This window comes from Roseobacter sp. N2S (genome assembly GCF_031454055.1).
Classification (GTDB): Bacteria; Pseudomonadota; Alphaproteobacteria; order Rhodobacterales; family Rhodobacteraceae; genus Amylibacter.
Map to the genome: position 1 here is coordinate 665314 of NZ_JAVDQB010000001.1, position 19782 is coordinate 685095.

A 19782-nucleotide genomic window follows, 5' to 3' on the forward strand; every position below is an offset into this window, starting at 1 on the left:
TGAAATTGCCCTGTGAACGGGCCTAAGGACGGCTGATATTTATGAAATCCACCACTGTTGAAACGCGGCGTTTGTGGCCGATTCTCGGGATTGCGCTGGTCGCTATCATCGGCTTTTTCGCACTGCGCGATGTGCTGAGCTTTGACACATTGCGCGACAATCGCATGGCACTTATCGCGTGGCGGGATAGCAACTATATGCTGGCTGCCTTGGTTTTTACGGCGGTTTATGTGGCCGTTGTGGGGTTTTCCCTGCCCGGTGCCGCAGTGATGACGCTGGCGGGGGGCTTTCTGTTTGGCATTTTCCCCGGGGCATTATTCTGTGTGATTGGCGCTACATTGGGGGCGATGGCGATCTTTCTGGCGGCGAAAACGGGGCTGGGGGATGCGCTGCATGCCAAATTGACCGAACGCCCCGGTTTGATTCGCCGTATGGAGTCGGGTCTGCGCGAAAATGAGATCAGCTATCTGTTCCTGATGCGCTTGGTGCCTGCGATTCCATTCTTTCTGGCCAACCTAGCGCCTGCCTTTCTCGGCGTGGGTTTGCGCAATTTCGCCCTAACAACATTTTTTGGCATCATGCCGGGGTCGATTGTCTATACGTCGGTTGGCTCGGGGTTGGGGGCGGTCTTTGCCAGTGGCGATTCGCCTGATCTGGGGCTGATCTTCGAGCCGTGTATTCTGGGGCCGATTCTGGGGCTTTGTGCCTTGGCAGCGCTGCCGATTGTGCTGAAACGCTTTGTTAAGAAAAAGGATGTAGTGTGATGGGGGCGCAGGTTAAAAAACGGATCAAAACGGACCTTTGTATCCTTGGCGGCGGGTCGGGCGGGCTGTCGGTTGCGGCGGGCGCTGTGCAGATGGGCGCGGATGTGGTGCTGGTCGAAGGCTATAAAATGGGCGGCGACTGTTTGAACTATGGTTGCGTGCCGTCCAAGGCGCTGATTGCGGCGGGCAAACATGCCCATGCCATGACCACAGGGGCTGCTTTCGGGGTGAAACCCGTGGTGCCAGAGGTGGATTATGCCGCTGCCAAAGATCATGTTTCCCGCGTAATTGCAGGGATTGAACCCCATGACAGCGTGGCGCGGTTCGAAGGTTTGGGGGTGAAGGTCATCCAAGACTATGGCACCTTTATTTCCCCTACCGAGGTTCAGGCGGGCGATACACTTATCACCGCGCGGCGCTTTGTGATTGCCACGGGATCATCGCCTTTTGTGCCACCGGTTCCGGGGTTGGACAGCGTGCCCTATTTCACCAATGAATCGATATTTGATCTGCGGGATCGACCCGACCATCTGATTATTATCGGTGGCGGGCCGATCGGCATGGAGCTGGCGCAGGCGCACCGGCGGTTGGGCTGTTCGGTGACAGTGCTTGAGGGCGCAAAGGCGCTGGGTAAAGATGATCCTGAACTGGCAGCCATCGTGCTGGAGAACATCCGCGCCGAAGGGGTCGATGTGATTGAGGGGGCTTTGGCCAAGGCCGTGCGCAGTGTCGCGGGCGCCATCGAGGTAGAGACCGAGGAAGGCGCTGTGTTTAAAGGCACCCATCTTTTGATGGCCGTCGGTCGCAAGCCGAACGTGGAGCGTCTGGATCTGGAAGCGGCGGGCGTGGAACCTGTAAAGGGGGGCATAAAGGTGGATGCCAGTCTGAAAACCACCAACAAACGGGTCTACGCCATTGGCGATGTGGCCGCGGGGCTGCAATTCACCCATGTGGCGGGCTATCATGCGGGGGTGATCATTCGCTCTGCGCTGTTCGGATTGCCGTCAAAACAACGTAGGGATCACATCCCTTGGGCAACATATACCGACCCCGAACTGGCCCAAGTCGGCCTGACCGAGGCCGAGGCCCGCAAGACACATGGCGACAAGTTAGAAGTGGTGCGGTTCGATTTTGCCGAGAACGACCGGGCGCGGACAGAATTACAGACCCGCGGTCTGGTTAAGGTGATGGTGGTCAAAGGTCGCCCTGTGGGGGCATCGATTGCAGGGCCGCAGGCGGGGGAATTGATCCAGATTTGGGCGCTGGCCATCGCCAACAAGTTGAAAATGGGGGCCGTGGCAGCAATGGTGTCGCCCTATCCGACCCTTGGTGAGGTGAATAAACGGGTGGCTGGGGCCTATTTCACACCGCGCCTGTTTGACAACCCTTGGGTAAAGCGCGTTGTTCGGTTTGTGCAAAGGTTTTGATCTGATATTAAAACGCGTGCGTATCTACTATAGGGCGGCCGTAATGCGGGGCTCGGTACAGGGGACAGGATGTTTCTAAGGTCACTTTCTGGGCGGTTTTTGCTGCTGACGATTATTTTCGTCATGCTGGCCGAGATCCTGATCTTTGTCCCTTCGGTGGCGCGATTCCGGTTGGACTTTTTGCAAGAACGGTTGGAACGCTCGCAGATCGCGTCCCTATCGCTGTTGGCCACGACCAACGATATGGTCGAGCCGGAACTAGAGGCAGAATTGCTGGAAAACGCTGGGGTTTTGAACATCGTTTTGCGGCGCAACCAGATGCGGGAACTGATCCTAAGCTCTCCGATGACGGCAATGGTGGATCAGACCTATGATTTGCGCGATGCGTCGCCGCTGACCCTGATCAGTGATGCTTTTGCCACCATGTTGCGGCGCGAGGATCGGGTGATCCGTGTGATGGGCGCCCCTGTCAAAGGTGCGGGCCTGCTGATCGAGGCAGCCATGCAGGAACCCCCGTTGCGGGCGGCTTTGTGGGATTATGGCCTGCGGATTTTGACCCTCTCGGCGGTGATTTCCTTCATCACGGCTTGTCTGCTGTTTATCGCAGTGCGCCGTTTTATGGTGCGCCCGATGGAACGGCTGGTGCGCCAGATTAAAAATTACGGCGATGCACCCGAAGATTCCCGCAGGATCATTCAGCCCAAAGCCACCGTAACAGAGCTGTTTGAGGCAGAAACCGCACTGCAAAGCATGGAAATCCAGCTGAGCCAGTCCTTGCGCCAAAAGGAACGGCTGGCCGCATTGGGTGGGGCGGTTTCAAAAATCAGCCATGATCTGCGCAATATCCTGACGACTACACAATTGCTGGCGGACCGGATGGAACACAGCAACGACCCGAGCGTGCAAAAGATCGCGCCTAAGCTGCTGAACAGTCTGTCGCGTGCGGTGAACCTGTGCGAAAGCACGCTGGCTTTTGGCAAGGCCGAGGAAGCCGCCCCCAGCCTGCGTTCTTTTGCGATGGAGCATCTGTTAGAGGACGTGGTCGAGGCGGAAACTCTGGCGTTGAGTAACGGCGCGATTGAAATCGTCGCACTGCCTGCGGCTGGCATCCACGTGACCGCAGATGAGGATCAGATCTATCGTGTGGTCAGCAATCTGGTGCGCAATGCCCGTCAGGTTCTGGAATCCGCCAAAGGCGGGCGGATCGAACTTGAAGCGTCGGAACAAGACGATGGTTGGGTGATTTTGGTGCGCGACAACGGGCCGGGGTTGCCTGCGCGCGCGCTTGATAAAATATTCAAACCGTTTGAAGGAAATGTGCGCAAAGGCGGCACAGGGCTGGGCCTCGCCATATCATCCGAGCTGGTCACGGGGCATGGGGGCACCTTGAATTTAGCGGATAATTCCAGCGCGGGCGCGGTGTTCCGCATTTGGTTGCCTCGCGGCGATGTCTAGGGCTTCGGGGGCTTGATACGCCAGTTTATGTCGTATTTTAGGGTTTAACGCGCCCCACCCTATGTTAGCGCTGGCCCATGATAAGAGCGATTCGTGATAATTGGGCCCTGTTTGCAGGGATGATGATGCTGATGATGGCCAATGGGCTGTTGTCCACTTTGCTGTCCATTCGCGGCAGTGCCATCGGCTTTTCCGAAACGGTGATCGGGATCATGCAGGCGGGTTATCCTGTAGGGGCGCTTGCAGGTTGTGTGATTGCACCCCGTCTGGTGGAACGCGTCGGCCATGTGCGGGCGTTCGGGGCGCTGGCGTCATTGTGTTCGGTGGCAGCGGTAATGCATCTGGTCACCGATGATGCGATCAGCTGGACTGCGATGCGGATGCTGGCGGGATTTTGTTTCCCGGGCCTTTATGTAATTTCCGAAGGCTGGCTGAACGCCAAAGTGGATAATTCACAACGCGCAGCGGTGCTGTCGATCTATTTTGTGGTGCAAACCGGCGGCGCGGCTGCGGGGCAGGCACTGGTGGGGTTTGGCGGGTCCACCGTGCTGTTTGCTATCACATCCGTGCTGATTTCCCTCTCGTTGATCCCGCTATTATTGTCGGTGAAACCCGCGCCGGATTACGTGGTGCCCGAACGGTTGCCTTTCGCCAAATTGCTGGGAGTTTCGCCCACGGCGGTGCTTGGCGCGGCGCTGAACGGGGTGTCACAGGCGGGGTTTTATGTGGCACTGCCGCTTTATGGCTTGGCGCTTGGCAAATCCGTGGCCGAGGCGACTGCCTTGCTGGTTGTGGGCACCATATCAGGCGCGGCGGTGCAATTCCCTGTGGGCTGGCTGTCGGATCGGATTGACCGCAGGTTGGTGATGCTAGGCCTGTCCGTGCTGGCAACTTTTGCGGCACTTGCAGGGGCTGTCGGGGTGTTCTCTGGGGGCGAGGTGGTGCTGGTTGCCATCCTTGCCGCGACGGTTTTGCCGATTTACGGGCTTTGTGTTGCCCATTGTAATGACCAGTTGCGCCCCAGCCAGATCGTGCCTGCCAGCGGGACTTTGGTGCTGGTGTTGAACGCGGGCATTCTGATCGGGGCCTTTGGCGGGGCGTTCATTCTGGGGGTCGCTGGTCCTGCGGGGTTCATGTCAGGGTTGGCGGTGATTGCTGCGCTGACTGCTGCGGTGGCGCTGATCCGTCGCGTGCAAACCGATGCGCCCGAGGATACAGGCCACGCGCAGGCGATCAGCGCACAGGGCACCCAAATGGCCGCGATGTTGCACCCTGATGTGGATGACACCGCAGGCGACGACAGATAGGCGTCAACGATACCTCTTGTCGAAGAATATTCGAGAGGATGGATTATTTGTCGAAGATAGTTGCTAAGATGGTGGCTCTCGCGCCGAATTAACCAATTTAATTCCCCGCGATTTCGCGTAAGTTTTGCGCGATAGATTCGAAGGAAGACCGCTATGATCGAAACACCGTATTTGTTGTTCTTGGGCGATGCGCCCGATGGCCTGGCTGCGAAAGTTGCGCAAGGTATCAAAGACTGGCGCCCCGAGGCGTCTTTGGGCCAGTTCCGCATGGACGGCTGTAAGGCCGACATGGGCTTGCCCGACCTGACCATTGCCGAGGCCGTGGACGCAGGCTGTAAAACGCTGGTGATCGGCGTGGCCAATCGCGGCGGGATTATTTCTGCGGCGTGGAAAGAAGTGCTGGTCGAGGCGCTGAACGCAGGCATGGATATCGCCAGCGGTTTGCACAATTTGTTGCGCGCCGAACCTGAACTGGTGGCCGCTGCCAAAGCCAATGGGCGCACCCTGCATGATGTGCGGATTCCAACGGTGCAATATCCCATCGCAAACGGCAAAAAACGCACTGGCAAACGTTGCCTGGCAGTTGGCACCGATTGCTCGGTCGGTAAAATGTACACCGGCATCGCGATGGAGCGGGAAATGCTGGAACGGGGCATGAAAGCCACATTCCGTGCCACAGGCCAGACGGGTATCCTGATCACTGGCCACGGTGTGCCGCTGGATGCTGTGATTGCCGATTTCATGGCGGGTTCTGTTGAATATCTGACACCTGACAATGACGCAGACCATTGGGACCTGATCGAGGGCCAAGGCTCGCTGTTTCACGTGTCTTATTCCGGTGTGACAATGGCGCTGGTGCATGGCGGTCAGCCTGATGCGCTGATCCTGTGTCACGAACCTACTCGCACCCATATGCGCGGCCTGCCAGAATATCAGCAACCGAGCCTTGCAACTTTGCGCGATACGGCTTTGCCGCTGGCCCAAGTGGCCAATCCCGACTGTAAAGTTGTCGGTATTTCGGTGAACACGCAGCATATGTCCGAGGATGAGGCCAACGCCTATCTGGCGAAGGTTGAGGCCGAGATGGGCTTGCCAACGGTTGACCCTTTCCGCCATGGTGCGGCACGCTTGGTTGACGCGCTGGACGCTGCTTAATCACAGCACCGATTACTTGAACCCAATACCTGACGGCCCCGGGCTTGATCCGGGGCGGTCACCGAAAGGAACCCCCTGTGGAAATCACTGTAACCCCTGATATTTTCAAACTCGCGCAAGTCTTTACCATCGCGCGGGGATCGCGCACAGAAGCCAAGGTTCTGACAGTGCGGATTTCGGACAAAGGGGTGACAGGCTGGGGCGAATGTGTGCCCTATGCGCGCTACGGTGAAACGCTGGAAAGTGTGACAGATCAGATCAACGGCCTGTCAGGCGCATTTGATCGCGAGACTTTGCTGGATCTGCTGCCAGCAGGGGCGGCACGCAATGCGGTGGACTGTGCGCTGTGGGATTTGCAGGCAAAACAGGCCGGAAAACGGGTGTGGGAACTGGCAGGCCTGCCTGCGCCAAAGCCCGAAATCACCGCCTATACCCTGTCGCTGGACACCCCCGAAAAGATGCAGGTGCAAGCCGCTGAAAACGCTTTCCGCCCGCTGTTGAAAACCAAACTTGGTGGCGGCGAAGAAGATGTTGCGCGGATAGAAGCGGTGCGTCGCGGGGCCAAAGACGCCCGTATCATCGTGGATGCGAATGAAGGTTGGACGCCTGAATTGTATCAGACCCTCGCCCCTGTGCTGGTGCGTTTGGGCGTTGAAATGGTGGAGCAACCCCTGCCAGCAGGGGCGGATGATGCGTTGCTGGAACTGGAACGGGTGCTGCCGGTTTGTGCGGATGAAAGCTGTCACGATTCCGCCTCTTTGCCCCATCTGGCGGGGAAATATGACATGGCCAATATCAAGCTGGATAAAACCGGCGGCCTGACCGAGGCTTTGCGCCTGCGTGATGCGTCCTTGGCGGCCGGGTATAAGGTGATGGTGGGCTGTATGGTCGGCTCGTCGCTGGCGATGGCCCCTGCGACTTTGGTGGCCCAAGGCGCGGCTGTGACCGATTTGGACGGGCCGCTGTTGCTGGCGCAAGATCGCCCCGAACCGTTGTTCTTTGACGAGTTTGGCGTCCACGGACCCTCTGTCGGATTGTGGGGCTAAGGCCCGTGGGCTTGACAGTTAGGGTTGGAGTTCTGTCGGATGTGGCGGAACATGATCCCGAATTTTTGCCCGAAGTGGCGGGCGATTTTCTGGCGATCAATGATGTTTTGGCCGCCAAGAGCCTGTCGGCCCATGGCGAGCCAACCGATTGCGATGTTTGGTCAGCGCATTTTTTTGGCTACAGCGGGTTGCACGCCCTGCGCGAAGCGGCTGGCTTTGTGCATGCGGGTTTGGACATTCCGCGCAACCTGTTGCTGGATGGCAAAGACACCACCCAATCGGATGAACTGGTAAAAACCTTTCTGGAACATGTATCGGGCAAGGGTAATTTTACCCTTGTGGGGCGGGCTTTGCGCAGCATTTTCAAAACCAAGGAAAAGCCCAAACTGCCACCGTTTATCCATTTGATCGTACATTCCGACTGCGATGGATATTACGTGCCCGTAGCTTTTGAAACGCCTTTGGTGCCGAAGAAAACAACCGATGAAACTGCGCATCTATGGCCTTTGGGGTCGGTGATGCGGCTGGAAACCGAAATGAACGCCTTGGCAGATCATTTGCAGATACCAGTAGATCTGGCCCCTGATGACCCGTTGCTAATGGAACGGGTTGAATCCCCTGACCGCAACCCTTCTGCGCCCATATGGCACGCCCAACCCATCGCGGCGCACAGTTGCGTTGTTTTGCGTGCGGCCTGCGCCCGTTCACTTGCCACTGGTGCTGCGATACAATTTTGTTAGAACACGAAAGACGGGGCCACTCGCGGCCCCAAATGGAGAAAATATAATGCGCACTGTGTATCTGAACGGGGAATATCTGCCCGAAAACGAAGCCAAGGTTTCCATCTTTGACCGTGGGTTTTTGATGGCCGATGGTGTCTACGAAGTGACCTCGGTTCTGGACGGCAAGCTGCTGGAATTTGACGGGCATTTGAAACGGCTGGAGCGGTCTTTGTCCGAATTGGATATGGACAAGCCTGAAGGATTTGATGACCTGCTGGAAATTCACCGCGAGCTGGTAAAGCGCAATGATGTGGATCAGGGCGGCGTCTATTTGCAGATCACCCGTGGGGCTGCGGATCGGGATTTTGTATTCCCCAAAGACGCCAAGCCGACGCTGGTTCTGTTCACCCAGTCAAAGCCCTTGCTGGATACCCCTGCGGCGCAAAACGGGATCTCGGTAATTTTTGCCGATGACATTCGTTGGGGCCGTCGCGACATTAAAACCGTGCAGCTGTTGTATCCGTCCATGTGTAAAATGATGGCCAAAGCGGCGGGTGCGGATGATGCTTGGTTGGTGGAAGACGGGTTTATCACTGAAGGGTCGTCCAACAACGCCTATATCGTCAAAGGCAATAAGATCATCACACGCGGGTTGTCTTCGGATATTTTGCACGGGATCACGCGGGCGTCTTTGCTGAAATATGCTGCCGAAGCGCAGATGGAAATCGAAGAGCGTAACTTTACCCCCGATGAAGCCCGCGATGCGGATGAGGCGTTTATCTCCTCGGCCTCGACCTTTGTGATGCCTGTGGTCAAGGTGGATGGTGTAGAGATCGGCGAGGGTAAACCTGGAGCCGTGTCCAAGCGTCTGCGCGAGATTTACATTGATGAAAGCCGCAAGCGGGCGATCTGATCGCGCTGCGGGTGATTTCGATGTTTCTTTGAGTATTTGAGGAACATTGAAGACTGGGAAAATGGGAACAACCGTCTGTTTTGGCAGGCGGTTGTTTTGCTTTAGCCGTGGCTTTCTTTGAAGGCGGCTTGTTGGTCTGGCGTTGCTTCGGTCTGGTGTTTGGCTTTCCAGTCGTCAAAGGGCATGCCGTAAAAGACTTCGCGGGCTTGGGCTTTGTCCATTTGGATGCCCCGTTCATTTGCGGCCTCTTGGTACCAGCGGGACAGGCAGTTGCGGCAAAATCCTGCGAGATTCATCATGTCGATGTTTTGCGCATCGGGGCGGTCTTGCATCAGGTGCTGTTGCAGGCGGCGAAAGGCGGCGGCTTCGATTTCCAGTTTTGTTTGGGCGTCCATGTCAGATGTCCTTTGATGTGGTTGCCTTTGATATGGCTGATTCTAGATGCGGGGCAAGGTGTTCTGCCCAGTCCTGTTGGCCCTGAACGCTGGCGATCAGGTCTTGGCGCAGTTCAATCAATGTGTGCAGCAGACCGTTTTGCAAGGCGTGTTGGTCCATCGTGTCGCCTTGCAGGTAGCCCGTGTAAGGCACGTTATCGCCCGTGGTGAAGCGCGTGTCTTGGGCCAGTTCCGCAAGCAGTGGGTCGGACAGGCGGCGGTCATCGTTGGACAAGATGCCGATCTGCCACGGGCGGGGCGGGCGGCCGCGTAATTGGGGTGTAAAGCTGTGGACGGAAATCAGCACGGGGCGGTGTTTTTTGGCGACCAGTCGCGCCAGTTCGCTGTGATAGGGGCGGTGGCACAGGGCCATACGCTGTTCCAGATCGGTCGCATCTGCGTGGCGGTTGGCGGGGATCAGCGTGCCGTCATAGAGTCGCATCAACAGGGTGGGATCATCCGCACCCCGGTTCGGGTCAATCACCAGACGTGAAAAGTTGGAGCAGATCACCGGCGCATCCAGCAGCATCCCCAGATGGTTGGAAACCCCCGCAGCGCCAATATCATAGGCGATGTGGCGATCCATATCCGCCGCTGGCAGACCTAGATCGCCGTCTGCGATCTCTGCGGGCACCGTATTGGCGGCATGATCGCAGATTACGATCACATTCGCCCCGCGGTTTTCGCCGGTTGTTACAAAAGGATAATAAGTCATATACAGTTGCCCGATAATGTGCCCGATATTGGTTTGAATCGAGAAATACGCGGGCTGCGCCCAAAGTGCCAGAGCAGGATGGGCTTTTTCGATATGGATTTGGGGTGTGGATTTGAGCAGACATGGAATTTCAACCTGCTATAGAAGATGCGCAAAGAAAGAGGAAATATAATGCGACGGATGAGAAGCGTAAAGATTGTAGCAACATTGGGTCCGGCATCAGAGACCTATGACGTCATTCGGGCCTTGTTCGAGGCCGGGGCCGATGTGTTCCGTTTGAACATGAGCCATGGCTCGCATGAAGAAATTCGGGAAAAACACCAGACAATCCGCGATATCGAGCGGGATTTGGGCCGTCCGATCGGTATTTTGGCCGATTTGCAAGGGCCTAAGCTGCGCTGTGGTGTGTTTGCCAATAGTGACGGGGAAAATCTGGTTGAAGGCGCGTCCTTCCGCTTTGATCTGGATGAAACACCAGGGGATGCGACCCGTGTGTGTTTGCCCCATACCGAGATTTTTGAAGCCTTAGAGGTCGGATCGACCCTGTTGGTCAATGACGGAAAAATCAGCCTGAAGGTTACGGAATGTGGCGCGGATCATGCCACATGCGAAGTGACGGTGGGCGGGCAAATTTCCAACCGCAAGGGCGTGAACGTGCCTGATGTTGTGCTGCCTTTGGCAGCCCTGTCTGAAAAAGATCGCGCCGATCTGGAATTCGTTTGTGAATTGGGTGTGGATTGGTTGGCGCTGTCTTTTGTGCAGCGTCCCGAGGATGTGCTGGAAGCCCGTGAACTGGCGGCGGGGCGTGCCTCGTTGATATCCAAGATTGAAAAGCCGGCGGCTGTGAAGTCGTTTGAGCAGATTTTGGAAGTAAGTGACGGGATCATGGTGGCGCGGGGCGATCTGGGGGTTGAACTGCCTGTCAGTCAGGTGCCGCCGATCCAGAAACGTCTGGTACGGCGCTGTCGGTCTGTCGGTAAGCCGGTGATTGTGGCGACACAGATGATGGAAAGCATGATCACGGCACCGCTGCCGACCCGTGCCGAAGTGTCTGATGTGGCGGCTGCCATTTATGAAGGTGCGGATGCGGTGATGTTATCTGCTGAATCCGCGGCTGGGGCTTATCCGGTTGAAGCTGTGCGCACCATGAACAATGTGGCTGAAGAGGTTGAGTTGGATCCGACCTTCCGTCAAATCCTTGAAGCGTCGCGCACGGCGTCGCGGACCTCGGTCGCAGAGGCGATTACCGTGGCAGCCCGCGAGGTTGCGGAAACAACGGATATTAAAGCAATTTGTTGTTTCACCCATTCGGGCACCACAGCCATGTTGGCCGCCCGCGAGCGCCCTCAAGTGCCGATTCTGGCGCTGACACCGCTGGTTAATACCGCCCGCAAGTTGACGCTGGTTTGGGGGCTGCATTGCGTGCAAACCAGCGAAGTTGGCCGGTTTAAAATGGCCGTGGTCAGCGCGGCCCGTGCGGCGCGGAACTATGGGTTTGCCCAAGACACCGATATGATTGTGGTCACAGCGGGGGTTCCGTTTAACCAACCCGGATCCACAAATATCTTGCGTGTTGCGCCAGTTGAAGAAAAACTGATCTTTGGTAGCGAAGAAGACTAGGAACTGCGTGCATGCCTTATGATTATCAACTGGTAAGCGGCACGGTTCTGATTCTGTTAGGGCTGGTGGGCGTGACCAACGCGATGGTGGAAAAGCGGTCGCCGCTTTTCGGGATGATTGGAACCTTGGCGGGGATCGGGCTGGTTATTTGGGCCTGGTTTTTATCGGGTCAGACATTGACATCAAGTGACCTGACCAGCGCGGTTTATCGTATGCTGGCAGAGTGGAAATAGGGGCCTGTCCCATCGCACCGATCACTCTGTGACCTTTCTGACGGTCTTTGATGGTCGGTGCGCAAATTGATCGGTGCTTTGTGCTTGCAAAGCGGGCGGGCTGCCCCTAAAAGCCGACATTCACCGCGCGTCCGGCCGAAGGGCTGCCGAGTCGCGTGTCCGACCAACTTCTAGACTGGAGACGGAAATGCCCAAGATGAAGACCAAATCAAGCGCGAAGAAGCGCTTCAAAGTGACGGCCTCTGGCCGTGTTGTGGCGGCCCAAGCTGGCAAACGTCATGGTATGATCAAACGCTCACGCAAGTTTATCCGGAATGCACGCGGTACAAACGTACTGTGCAAAGCGGATGAGAATATCGTGAAATCATACATGCCATACGCGCGCTAAGGAGATCTGAACCATGTCACGTGTAAAAGGGGGCGCAGCGTCCCACGCCCGTCATCGTAAAGTCATTAAAGCGGCAAAAGGCTACTATGGCCGTCGTTCAACCGCTTTCCGCACAGCTACACAAGCTGTCGATAAAGCAAACCAATACGCAACACGCGACCGGAAGAACCGCAAACGGAATTTCCGTGCATTGTGGATCCAACGGATCAACGCGGCTGTGCGTGCCCATGACGAAGCTTTGACATATTCGAAGTTTATCAACGGCCTGTCGCTGGCTGGCATCGAAGTTGACCGTAAGGTTCTGGCTGATCTGGCCGTTCATGAACCAGATGCGTTTAACGCGATTGTTGACCAAGCCAAAGGTGCAATGGCCTAAATCGCCATTCGGTTTTGAGAATTCAAAAGCCCTGCACCGATGGTGTGGGGCTTTTTTGTTGGGCTGGGGGTTGGAATTGGGGCCACTGGCGGGGATATTTGGCGAAAATGGAAACCTGATGTCGGGTTGCAAAAGCGGCGTGATATGGTAGCCATGCGGCGAAAGTTTGAAGGATAAAGTCGATGGACGGTTTAGACGCTGTTAAGGCAAAATACCTTGGTGGAATCGCAGCGGCGACGGATGAATCCGCGCTGGAAGATTTGCGTTTGGCCGCTGTTGGCAAAAAGGGCGAAGTGTCCTTGAAGATGCGCGAATTGGGCAAGATGACCGCCGAGGAACGGCAGGTTGCGGGCCCCGCGCTGAACGCGCTGAAGACCGAGATCAACTCGGCTTTGGCGGCCAAGAAAGAGGCCTTGGAAGATGCCTCGCTGAATGAACGTTTGCAGGCGGAATGGATTGACGTGTCGCTGGCAGGGCGTCCACGGCGCGAAGGTACAATCCATCCGGTGTCACAAGTAAGCGAAGAAGTGATCGCGATTTTCGCCGATCTGGGATTTGCCGTGGCCGAAGGGCCGCAGATTGAAAGCGACTGGTATAACTTTGATGCGTTGAATATCGCGCCAGAGCATCCTTCGCGTCAAGAACATGACACGTTTTACATGAACCGCGGTGAGGGCGACGAGCGCCCTCCGCATGTGTTGCGCACGCACACCAGTCCTGTGCAAATCCGCCACATGGAAAAACACGGCGCGCCTTGTCGCATCATTGCGCCTGGCCGAGTTTACCGCGCCGACTATGACCAGACCCATACGCCGATGTTCCACCAGCTTGAAGGTCTGGCGATCGACAAAGATATCTCCATGGCCAACCTGAAATGGGTTCTGGAAGAATTCTTTGCAGCCTTCTTTGATCTGGACGGGATCAAAACCCGTTTTCGCGCGTCCCATTTTCCGTTCACCGAACCCTCTGCCGAGGTGGATATCCAGTGTTCCTGGGTCGATGGACAACTGCGCATCGGTGAAGGTGACGGCTGGATGGAAGTGCTGGGGTCCGGTATGGTGCATCCAAATGTGTTGAACGCGGCAGGGGTGAACCCTGACGACTGGCAAGGTTTTGCCTTTGGCATGGGCATCGACCGTCTGGCCATGCTGAAATACGGTATCCCCGATCTACGCGCGTTTTTTGACAGCGACCTGCGCTGGCTGCGCCACTACGGGTTTTCATGCCTTGACCAGCCCAGCATTCATGGCGGCGTGAACCGCTAAAGCCGCTTGGCACTTTTAATTTTGACCCGCTTTGGGATATTTGGGCGGGGCGCTGATATACGGACGATAGACCTATGAAATTCACACTGTCTTGGCTGAAACACCATCTGGACACAGATGCTTCGTTGGATGACATTCTTTACGCGCTGACCGATTTGGGGTTGGAAGTGGAAGATGTCGTGAACCCTCTGGACAAGCTGAAGGATTTCACGGTCGCTTTTGTCAAAGAGGCGGAAAAGCATCCGGATGCGGATAAATTGCGGGTCTGTCAGGTGGAAACCGACGACGGCATGCAGCAGATCATTTGCGGCGCGCCCAATGCGCGGGCGGGTATTAGGGTGGTTCTGTGTAAGCCGGGCATGTATGTGCCGGGGATTGATACGACCATTGGCGTTGGTAAAATCCGTGGCATCGAAAGCTTCGGGATGATGGCTTCGGAGCGAGAGTTGGAGCTGTCCGAAGAGCATGACGGTATTATCGAACTGACGGGAGAGCCTGCTGTCGGTTCGAAATTCGTGGATTGGCTGGCGGTGAATGCGCCTGAAAAGATTGACACGATGATTGAAATCGCGATCACCCCGAACCGCCCTGACGCGCTGGGCGTGCGGGGCATTGCGCGGGATTTGGCGGCGCGCGGGCTTGGTACGTTGAAACCTTGCCCGACCCCTGAAATCAAAGGCGGCTTTGCCAGCCCGATTTCCGTGTCCATCGACGGAGACACGCTTGCGGGCTGTCCGGTGTTTTATGGTCGCGTGATCAAAGGCGTGAAAAACGGCCCGTCCCCGGATTGGTTGAAATCCCTGCTCAAGGCTGTGGGCCTGCGTCCGATTTCCATGTTGGTGGATGTGACCAATTTTTTCACCATGGATCAGAACCGTCCGTTGCATGTTTTTGATGCGGATAAAGTGGCTGGAAACCTGCGGGTGCATCGCGCCCAAGGGGGCGAAACGATCATGGCGCTCGACGATAAGGAATATGCCTTTGACGCTGGGATGATGATGATTTCCGACGACAATGGCGCGGAAAGTATTGCGGGTATCATGGGCGGCGCGGTTACGGGGTGTACCGATGATACCGTGAATGTGTTTGTGGAAAGCGCCTATTGGACACCCAAAGAAATCGCTATTGCGGGCCGCAAGTTAAAGATCACATCGGATGCGCGCTTCCGTTTTGAACGGGGCGTAGACCCTGCGTTCACGCCGGATGGTGTGGATCATGCGGTGCAGATGATTTTGGATCACTGCGGGGGTGAAGCCTCTGAACTGGTGATTGCAGGGGCGGTGCCTGACGTGTCGCGCCAGTACAAGCTGGACACAGACCGCGTGCAGTCTTTGGTGGGGATGGAAATCCCTGCCGCGACCCAAGTGGCCACTTTGGAATCGCTGGGTTTTGTGGTGGAGGGCGATCAAGTCACCCCACCCACATGGCGCCCTGATGTTCTGGGCTCGGCCGATCTGGTGGAAGAAGTGGCGCGGATTGCGTCCCTGACCAAGCTGGAACCAAAACCTTTACGTCGCCTGAATGCAGGTGTTAGCAAATCTATCCTGACACCGATGCAAAAGCGGGAATCGACGGCGCGGCGCACGGTTGCGGCGCTGGGGTACAATGAATGTGTGACCTATTCCTTCGTGGATAAAGCCAGCGCCGAACTGTTCGGCGGTGGTTCGGATGCGGTGATGCTGGCCAATCCGATCAGCGCGGATCTTAGCCACATGCGCCCGTCTTTGCTGCCGGGGCTATTGGCCGCCGCAGCGCGCAATCAGGCCCGCGGCATCGCCGATATGGCCCTGTTCGAGGTCGGCCCTGTGTTTCACGGCGGCGAGCCTGAAGAGCAAGAGGTTCTGGCAACCGGCCTGCTGGTGGGGCACACTGGCCCGCGCGACCCTTACGGCGCGCGGCGTGCGGTGGATGCTTATGACGCCAAATCGGATGCCGAGGCTGTCTTGTCCGCCATCGGTGCGCCCGACAAGCTGATGGTGCTGCGCGGTGCAAATACGTGGTGGCACCCAGGGCGCTCGGGTAAGCTGTCGCTTGGGCCAAAGAACGTGCTGGCAGGCTTTGGAGAAATCCACCCCAAGGTGTTGAAAGCGATGGGCGTTAAAGGCCCCGCCGTGGCCTTTGCGGTTCATATTGCCAAGCCGCCGTTCCCAAAAAACAAATCCACCACGCGCACGGCTTTGAACTTCTCTGATCTGCAAGCGGTTGATCGGGATTTCGCCTTTGTTGTGGACGATAAGGTAGAGGCTTTGACCCTGCTGAATGCCGCCAAAGGCGCGGATAAGGCGCTGATTGTCGATGCGTCTGTGTTTGATCTGTTCAGCGGCGCCAAAGCGGAATCGCAAATGGGGGCGGGCAAGAAATCTGTGGCGATCACAGTGCGCTTGCAACCCAAAGACACAACCCTGACCGATAAAGACATCGAGGCTGTTTCCGCCAAGATTATCGAAAAGGTCAGCAAGGCCACAGGCGGCGTTCTGCGCGGCTAAACCTTGTTTTCATGTGATAAATTCCCGTCAAAGGCCTGAACTCATGTTCGGGCCTTTGTTTTATGGCGCGCCGTTAAAGTTGCGTTTCGCAAGATGGCTTCTAGGATCAAGGTGATTCTGGGAGGATGACATGGACTTTGATTACGTGATCGTGGGGGGCGGCTCTGCGGGCTGCGTCATGGCCAATCGGTTAAGCGCCGATCCAAAGGTTTCCGTTTGTTTGCTAGAGGCGGGGGGCGGGGGCAATAGCATTTTCATTCGTGCACCCGCGATGGTGGCGGCCACGATTTCAGGGCGGCCACCAATTCACAATTGGGCGCTGCACACAGAGCCGCAAAAAGAACTGAACTACCGTCGCGGATTTCAGCCCCGTGGCAAGGCGCTGGGCGGGTCAAGCGCGATCAACGCTATGTTATACGTGCGCGGGCATCACAAAGACTACGACGAATGGGCTGATCTGGGTTGCGAGGGGTGGGACTGGAACAGCGTCCTGCCCTATTTCCTGAAGGCCGAGGGCAACCAGCGTGGCGCGTCCGACCTGCATGGCGACAAAGGGCCATTGCAAGTGGGCGACCAGTCGGAGCCCCGCGCGATCACATCCGCATTTCTTGAAGCGGCAGAGGCGGCGCAGATTGTACGGAACGATGATTTCAACGGCCCAAGGCAAGAAGGCGTGGGCCTGTATCAAGTCACCCAGCACCATAGCGGAAAACAGCGGGGAGAGCGCTGCTCGGTCGCCTCCGCCTATCTGTTTCCGGTGATGAAGCGGCCCAATTTAACGGTGGTCACAGGGGCGCGGGCGCAGCGGGTTGTTTTCGAAAACGGACGGGCCACAGGGGTGGAATACGCCCGCCGTGGCATCCTGCAAGTCAAGGCACGACGCGAGGTTTTGCTGTGCGGTGGTGCGCTGCATTCCCCGCAATTGTTGATGCTGTCAGGCATTGGCCCCGTTAAAGAGCTCCGCGCTAACGGCATTGCCATTACCCACGAGTTGAACGGGGTCGGGCAGAACCTGCAAGACCATCTGGATTACATCGTCAGTCATCATTCCAAGCGGGATGACGTGATCGGGCTGAACCCTGCGGGGCTGGTGCGTCTGACCAAAGCCGCACTGCAATGGCGACGCGATGGCAGCGGCATGTTTGCCACCCCCTTTGCCGAGGGTGCTGGCTTTTTGCGCAGTGACCCGACGCTCGATCGCCCTGATTTGCAACTGCATTTTGTACCGGGGATCGTCGATAATCACATGCGCACGATCCATCTGCGGGACGGGTATTCCTGTCATGTCTGTGTGCTGCGCCCCAAAAGTCGTGGGCGGGTGGGGTTGCAGGACGGGCGGGCCAGTTCCGCCCCGTTGATTGACCCGAAGTACCTAAGCCATCCCGATGATCTGGCGGCGCTAAAAGCAGGCGCGCGATTGTTGGACCAAATCATGGAGTCCGCCCCTTTGGCTCCTTGGCGTGGTAAGCGGCTGTACGCCCATGACGGCAGCGATGCGGCGCTGGAGGCAGATATTCGAAACCGCGCGGATACGATCTATCATCCGGTGGGCACCTGCAAGATGGGGCAGGACGATCTGGCGGTTGTAGATCCCGAGTGCCGCGTGCAGGGTGTAACGGGGTTGCGGGTTGTGGATGCCTCGGTCATGCCGCGTCTGGTGGGGGGCAATACCAATGCGCCCACAGTGATGATTGCCGAAAAGATTGCGGCTGGCATGGTTGGTGTGATGGCTTAACTTGCCATAAAAGGGGCGCTATGGACGAAATTGAAACGGTTGTCGTGGGCGCGGGTGTCATTGGCTTGGCGGTGGCCCGACACTTGGCACGCGCGGGCCAAGAGGTGCTGGTGCTAGAGGCAGAGACCCGCATCGCACAGCACACATCTTCGCGCAACAGTCAGGTTATTCACGCGGGCATCTACTACCCGCAGGGGTCATGGCGGGCGCGGTTGTGTGTGGCGGGTAAGCGGATGCTCTATGACTATTGCGCAGACCGTCATGTGCCGTTCGAAAACACCCAAAAGCTGATTGTTGCAACCGATGCGTCCCAGCTGGCGAAACTGCCGCGATTGATGGAAAACGCGGCGGCCAACGGCGTGGGGGACCTGCACCAGATCAGCGCGGCAGCTGCGGCAGCGATGGAGCCTGCACTGGCCTGTCACGGCGCACTTCTGTCGCCGAGCACGGGGATCGTCGATGCCCCCGCCTTTATCCTGTCCCTGTTAGGAGAGGCCGAGTCCGCTGGCGCTTCTTTGGCGCTTGGGGCGCCGTTGGAACGGGTTTTCCCGACGGACAGCGGATTTATTTTGCATATTGGTGACGCTGACGGAACGCAGTTGAAATGCCGCAATCTGGTCAATGCGGCGGGGTTGGGGGCGTGGGATGTGGCGCGCGGGATCGCGGGGTTGCCTGCCACGGCCGTGCCGAACCAGTCTTACGCCAAGGGCAGTTGGTTTTCTGTTTCAGGGGCCGCGCCATTCCAGCGGTTGATCTATCCGGTTCCCGATGATGAAAGCCTTGGGGTGCATTACGTGCGCGATACGGGCGGCGGATTCCGGTTTGGCCCCGATTTGCGCTACCTTGATCCGCCACGTGTGGATTACAGTCTGGACGACAAACAGGCAGCGCGGTTTGAACAGAGCGTGCGGCGCTGGTGGCCGGATTTACCTGCGGGCGCGATGCGGCCTGACAGTTGTGGCATCAGACCACGCGTGCTGAACGACGGGGGGGTGCAATCGGATTTTGTGTTTTCCACTGCCGCCGATCACGGGATCAAAGGGCTAGTGCAATTGTTCGGGATGGAAAGTCCGGGGCTGACGGCATCCTTGGCCATTGCGCAGGTCGTGGCGGCGCAGTTGAACGGGGCTGGCCGCAGCTGAAACCGGATAATCCGGATGAAAACCCAAACCAAACAGCGGGTTTCCCATAAGTTAACCTTGTTTTTTCGCCTCTTTTTGCAAGATACTACACCCACGCCGACAAACGGCAGATTTTAAAACAGCATTTAGGGGGACACCATGCTGAAAGAATTTAAGGACTTCATTGCCAAAGGTAATGTGATGGATATGGCCGTTGGTATCATCATCGGTGCTGCATTTACCGCAATCGTGAAATCTATGGTCGATGACCTGATCAACCCGATCATCGGGCTGTTTATGGGCGGCGTAGATTTTACCAATAAATTCGTGGTTCTGAACGGCGACGGCACAGCTTATGCCAGTCTGGCCGATGCACGCGAGGCTGGGGCGGCAACCTTTGCTTATGGCTCTTTCATTATGGCTGTGATCAACTTTTTGATCATTGCCTTTGTGGTGTTCCAACTGGTGCGTGCTGTGAACAAAGCCAAAGAGGCGACCGCAAAAGAAGAGGCTGTGGTCGAAGAGGCGGTTGCTCCAGCAGGCCCAACCGAATTGGAAGTGCTTTTGGAAATCCGCGACTCGCTTGCCAAATCCTAAAAGCCTTGGCGCGTGAACGGAAA

19 protein-coding genes are annotated in these 19782 nt (G+C 57.0%); 17 read left to right on the forward strand and 2 right to left on the reverse strand.

What is annotated here, in order from left to right:
- The first annotated feature begins 41 nt into the window (after nucleotides 1-41).
- From GGE09_RS03195 to GGE09_RS03230, 8 genes are all read left to right on the forward strand, one after another.
- Nucleotides 42-764: a TVP38/TMEM64 family protein gene (locus GGE09_RS03195; RefSeq protein ID WP_309743804.1), complete on the forward strand. Its 723-nt coding sequence runs from the start codon at nucleotides 42-44 to the stop codon at nucleotides 762-764.
- Nucleotides 764-2191 (forward strand): FAD-dependent oxidoreductase, encoded by a 1428-nt coding sequence (locus GGE09_RS03200; RefSeq protein ID WP_309743806.1) that lies wholly within the window; start codon nucleotides 764-766, stop codon nucleotides 2189-2191. The genes GGE09_RS03195 and GGE09_RS03200 overlap by 1 nt, the downstream gene beginning before the upstream one ends.
- Nucleotides 2192-2260: 69 nt before the next feature.
- Nucleotides 2261-3646, forward strand: coding sequence for a HAMP domain-containing sensor histidine kinase (locus GGE09_RS03205; RefSeq protein ID WP_309743808.1), 1386 nt, complete (start codon nucleotides 2261-2263; stop codon nucleotides 3644-3646).
- Between the two features lie 77 nt (nucleotides 3647-3723).
- The gene (locus GGE09_RS03210; protein ID WP_309743810.1) at nucleotides 3724-4953 is read left to right on the forward strand and encodes an MFS transporter; all 1230 of its coding nucleotides are present in this window, start codon (nucleotides 3724-3726) and stop codon (nucleotides 4951-4953) included.
- Between the two features lie 153 nt (nucleotides 4954-5106).
- The gene (gene dgcN, locus GGE09_RS03215; RefSeq protein ID WP_309743812.1) at nucleotides 5107-6108 is read left to right on the forward strand and encodes an N-acetyltransferase DgcN; all 1002 of its coding nucleotides are present in this window, start codon (nucleotides 5107-5109) and stop codon (nucleotides 6106-6108) included.
- Nucleotides 6109-6185: 77 nt separating this feature from the next.
- On the forward strand, nucleotides 6186-7154 hold the full coding sequence (dgcA, locus tag GGE09_RS03220) for an N-acetyl-D-Glu racemase DgcA (RefSeq protein ID WP_309743814.1): 969 nt from the start codon (nucleotides 6186-6188) through the stop codon (nucleotides 7152-7154).
- An 11-nt stretch (nucleotides 7155-7165) separates the two neighbouring features.
- Complete coding sequence (locus GGE09_RS03225) at nucleotides 7166-7894, forward strand: hypothetical protein (protein WP_309743816.1); 729 nt, start codon at nucleotides 7166-7168, stop codon at nucleotides 7892-7894.
- A 46-nt stretch (nucleotides 7895-7940) separates the two neighbouring features.
- Complete coding sequence (locus tag GGE09_RS03230) at nucleotides 7941-8789, forward strand: D-amino-acid transaminase (protein ID WP_309743818.1); 849 nt, start codon at nucleotides 7941-7943, stop codon at nucleotides 8787-8789.
- Between the two features lie 101 nt (nucleotides 8790-8890).
- On the opposite strand, the gene GGE09_RS03235 is transcribed toward GGE09_RS03230, so the two are convergent.
- Together GGE09_RS03235 and GGE09_RS03240 are read right to left on the reverse strand one after the other, a co-directional pair.
- The gene (locus GGE09_RS03235; protein WP_309743820.1) at nucleotides 8891-9184 is read right to left on the reverse strand and encodes a DUF1244 domain-containing protein; all 294 of its coding nucleotides are present in this window, start codon (nucleotides 9182-9184) and stop codon (nucleotides 8891-8893) included.
- Nucleotide 9185: 1 nt separating this feature from the next.
- Nucleotides 9186-9938, reverse strand: a complete 753-nt coding sequence (locus GGE09_RS03240; protein ID WP_309743822.1) for an N-formylglutamate amidohydrolase — start codon at nucleotides 9936-9938, stop codon at nucleotides 9186-9188.
- Nucleotides 9939-10109: 171 nt separating this feature from the next.
- Between GGE09_RS03240 and pyk the strand changes: the two genes are divergently transcribed.
- From pyk to mscL, 9 genes are all read left to right on the forward strand, one after another.
- Nucleotides 10110-11558, forward strand: a complete 1449-nt coding sequence (pyk, locus tag GGE09_RS03245) for a pyruvate kinase (RefSeq protein WP_309743824.1) — start codon at nucleotides 10110-10112, stop codon at nucleotides 11556-11558.
- Nucleotides 11559-11569: 11 nt separating this feature from the next.
- Nucleotides 11570-11791, forward strand: coding sequence for a hypothetical protein (locus GGE09_RS03250; RefSeq protein ID WP_309743826.1), 222 nt, complete (start codon nucleotides 11570-11572; stop codon nucleotides 11789-11791).
- A gap of 187 nt (nucleotides 11792-11978) precedes the next feature.
- On the forward strand, nucleotides 11979-12179 hold the full coding sequence (gene rpmI, locus GGE09_RS03255) for a 50S ribosomal protein L35 (protein WP_309743828.1): 201 nt from the start codon (nucleotides 11979-11981) through the stop codon (nucleotides 12177-12179).
- A gap of 13 nt (nucleotides 12180-12192) precedes the next feature.
- Nucleotides 12193-12555 (forward strand): 50S ribosomal protein L20, encoded by a 363-nt coding sequence (rplT, locus tag GGE09_RS03260; protein ID WP_309743830.1) that lies wholly within the window; start codon nucleotides 12193-12195, stop codon nucleotides 12553-12555.
- A 182-nt stretch (nucleotides 12556-12737) separates the two neighbouring features.
- Nucleotides 12738-13820: a phenylalanine--tRNA ligase subunit alpha gene (gene pheS / locus GGE09_RS03265; protein ID WP_309743832.1), complete on the forward strand. Its 1083-nt coding sequence runs from the start codon at nucleotides 12738-12740 to the stop codon at nucleotides 13818-13820.
- Nucleotides 13821-13894: 74 nt separating this feature from the next.
- The gene (gene pheT / locus GGE09_RS03270; protein ID WP_309743834.1) at nucleotides 13895-16306 is read left to right on the forward strand and encodes a phenylalanine--tRNA ligase subunit beta; all 2412 of its coding nucleotides are present in this window, start codon (nucleotides 13895-13897) and stop codon (nucleotides 16304-16306) included.
- 130 nt (nucleotides 16307-16436) lie between these two features.
- Nucleotides 16437-18041, forward strand: coding sequence for a GMC family oxidoreductase N-terminal domain-containing protein (locus GGE09_RS03275; RefSeq protein WP_309743836.1), 1605 nt, complete (start codon nucleotides 16437-16439; stop codon nucleotides 18039-18041).
- Nucleotides 18042-18061: 20 nt separating this feature from the next.
- Nucleotides 18062-19183 (forward strand): NAD(P)/FAD-dependent oxidoreductase, encoded by a 1122-nt coding sequence (locus tag GGE09_RS03280; protein WP_309743838.1) that lies wholly within the window; start codon nucleotides 18062-18064, stop codon nucleotides 19181-19183.
- Nucleotides 19184-19321: 138 nt separating this feature from the next.
- The gene (gene mscL / locus GGE09_RS03285; RefSeq protein ID WP_309743840.1) at nucleotides 19322-19759 is read left to right on the forward strand and encodes a large conductance mechanosensitive channel protein MscL; all 438 of its coding nucleotides are present in this window, start codon (nucleotides 19322-19324) and stop codon (nucleotides 19757-19759) included.
- Nucleotides 19760-19782 lie beyond the last annotated feature (23 nt).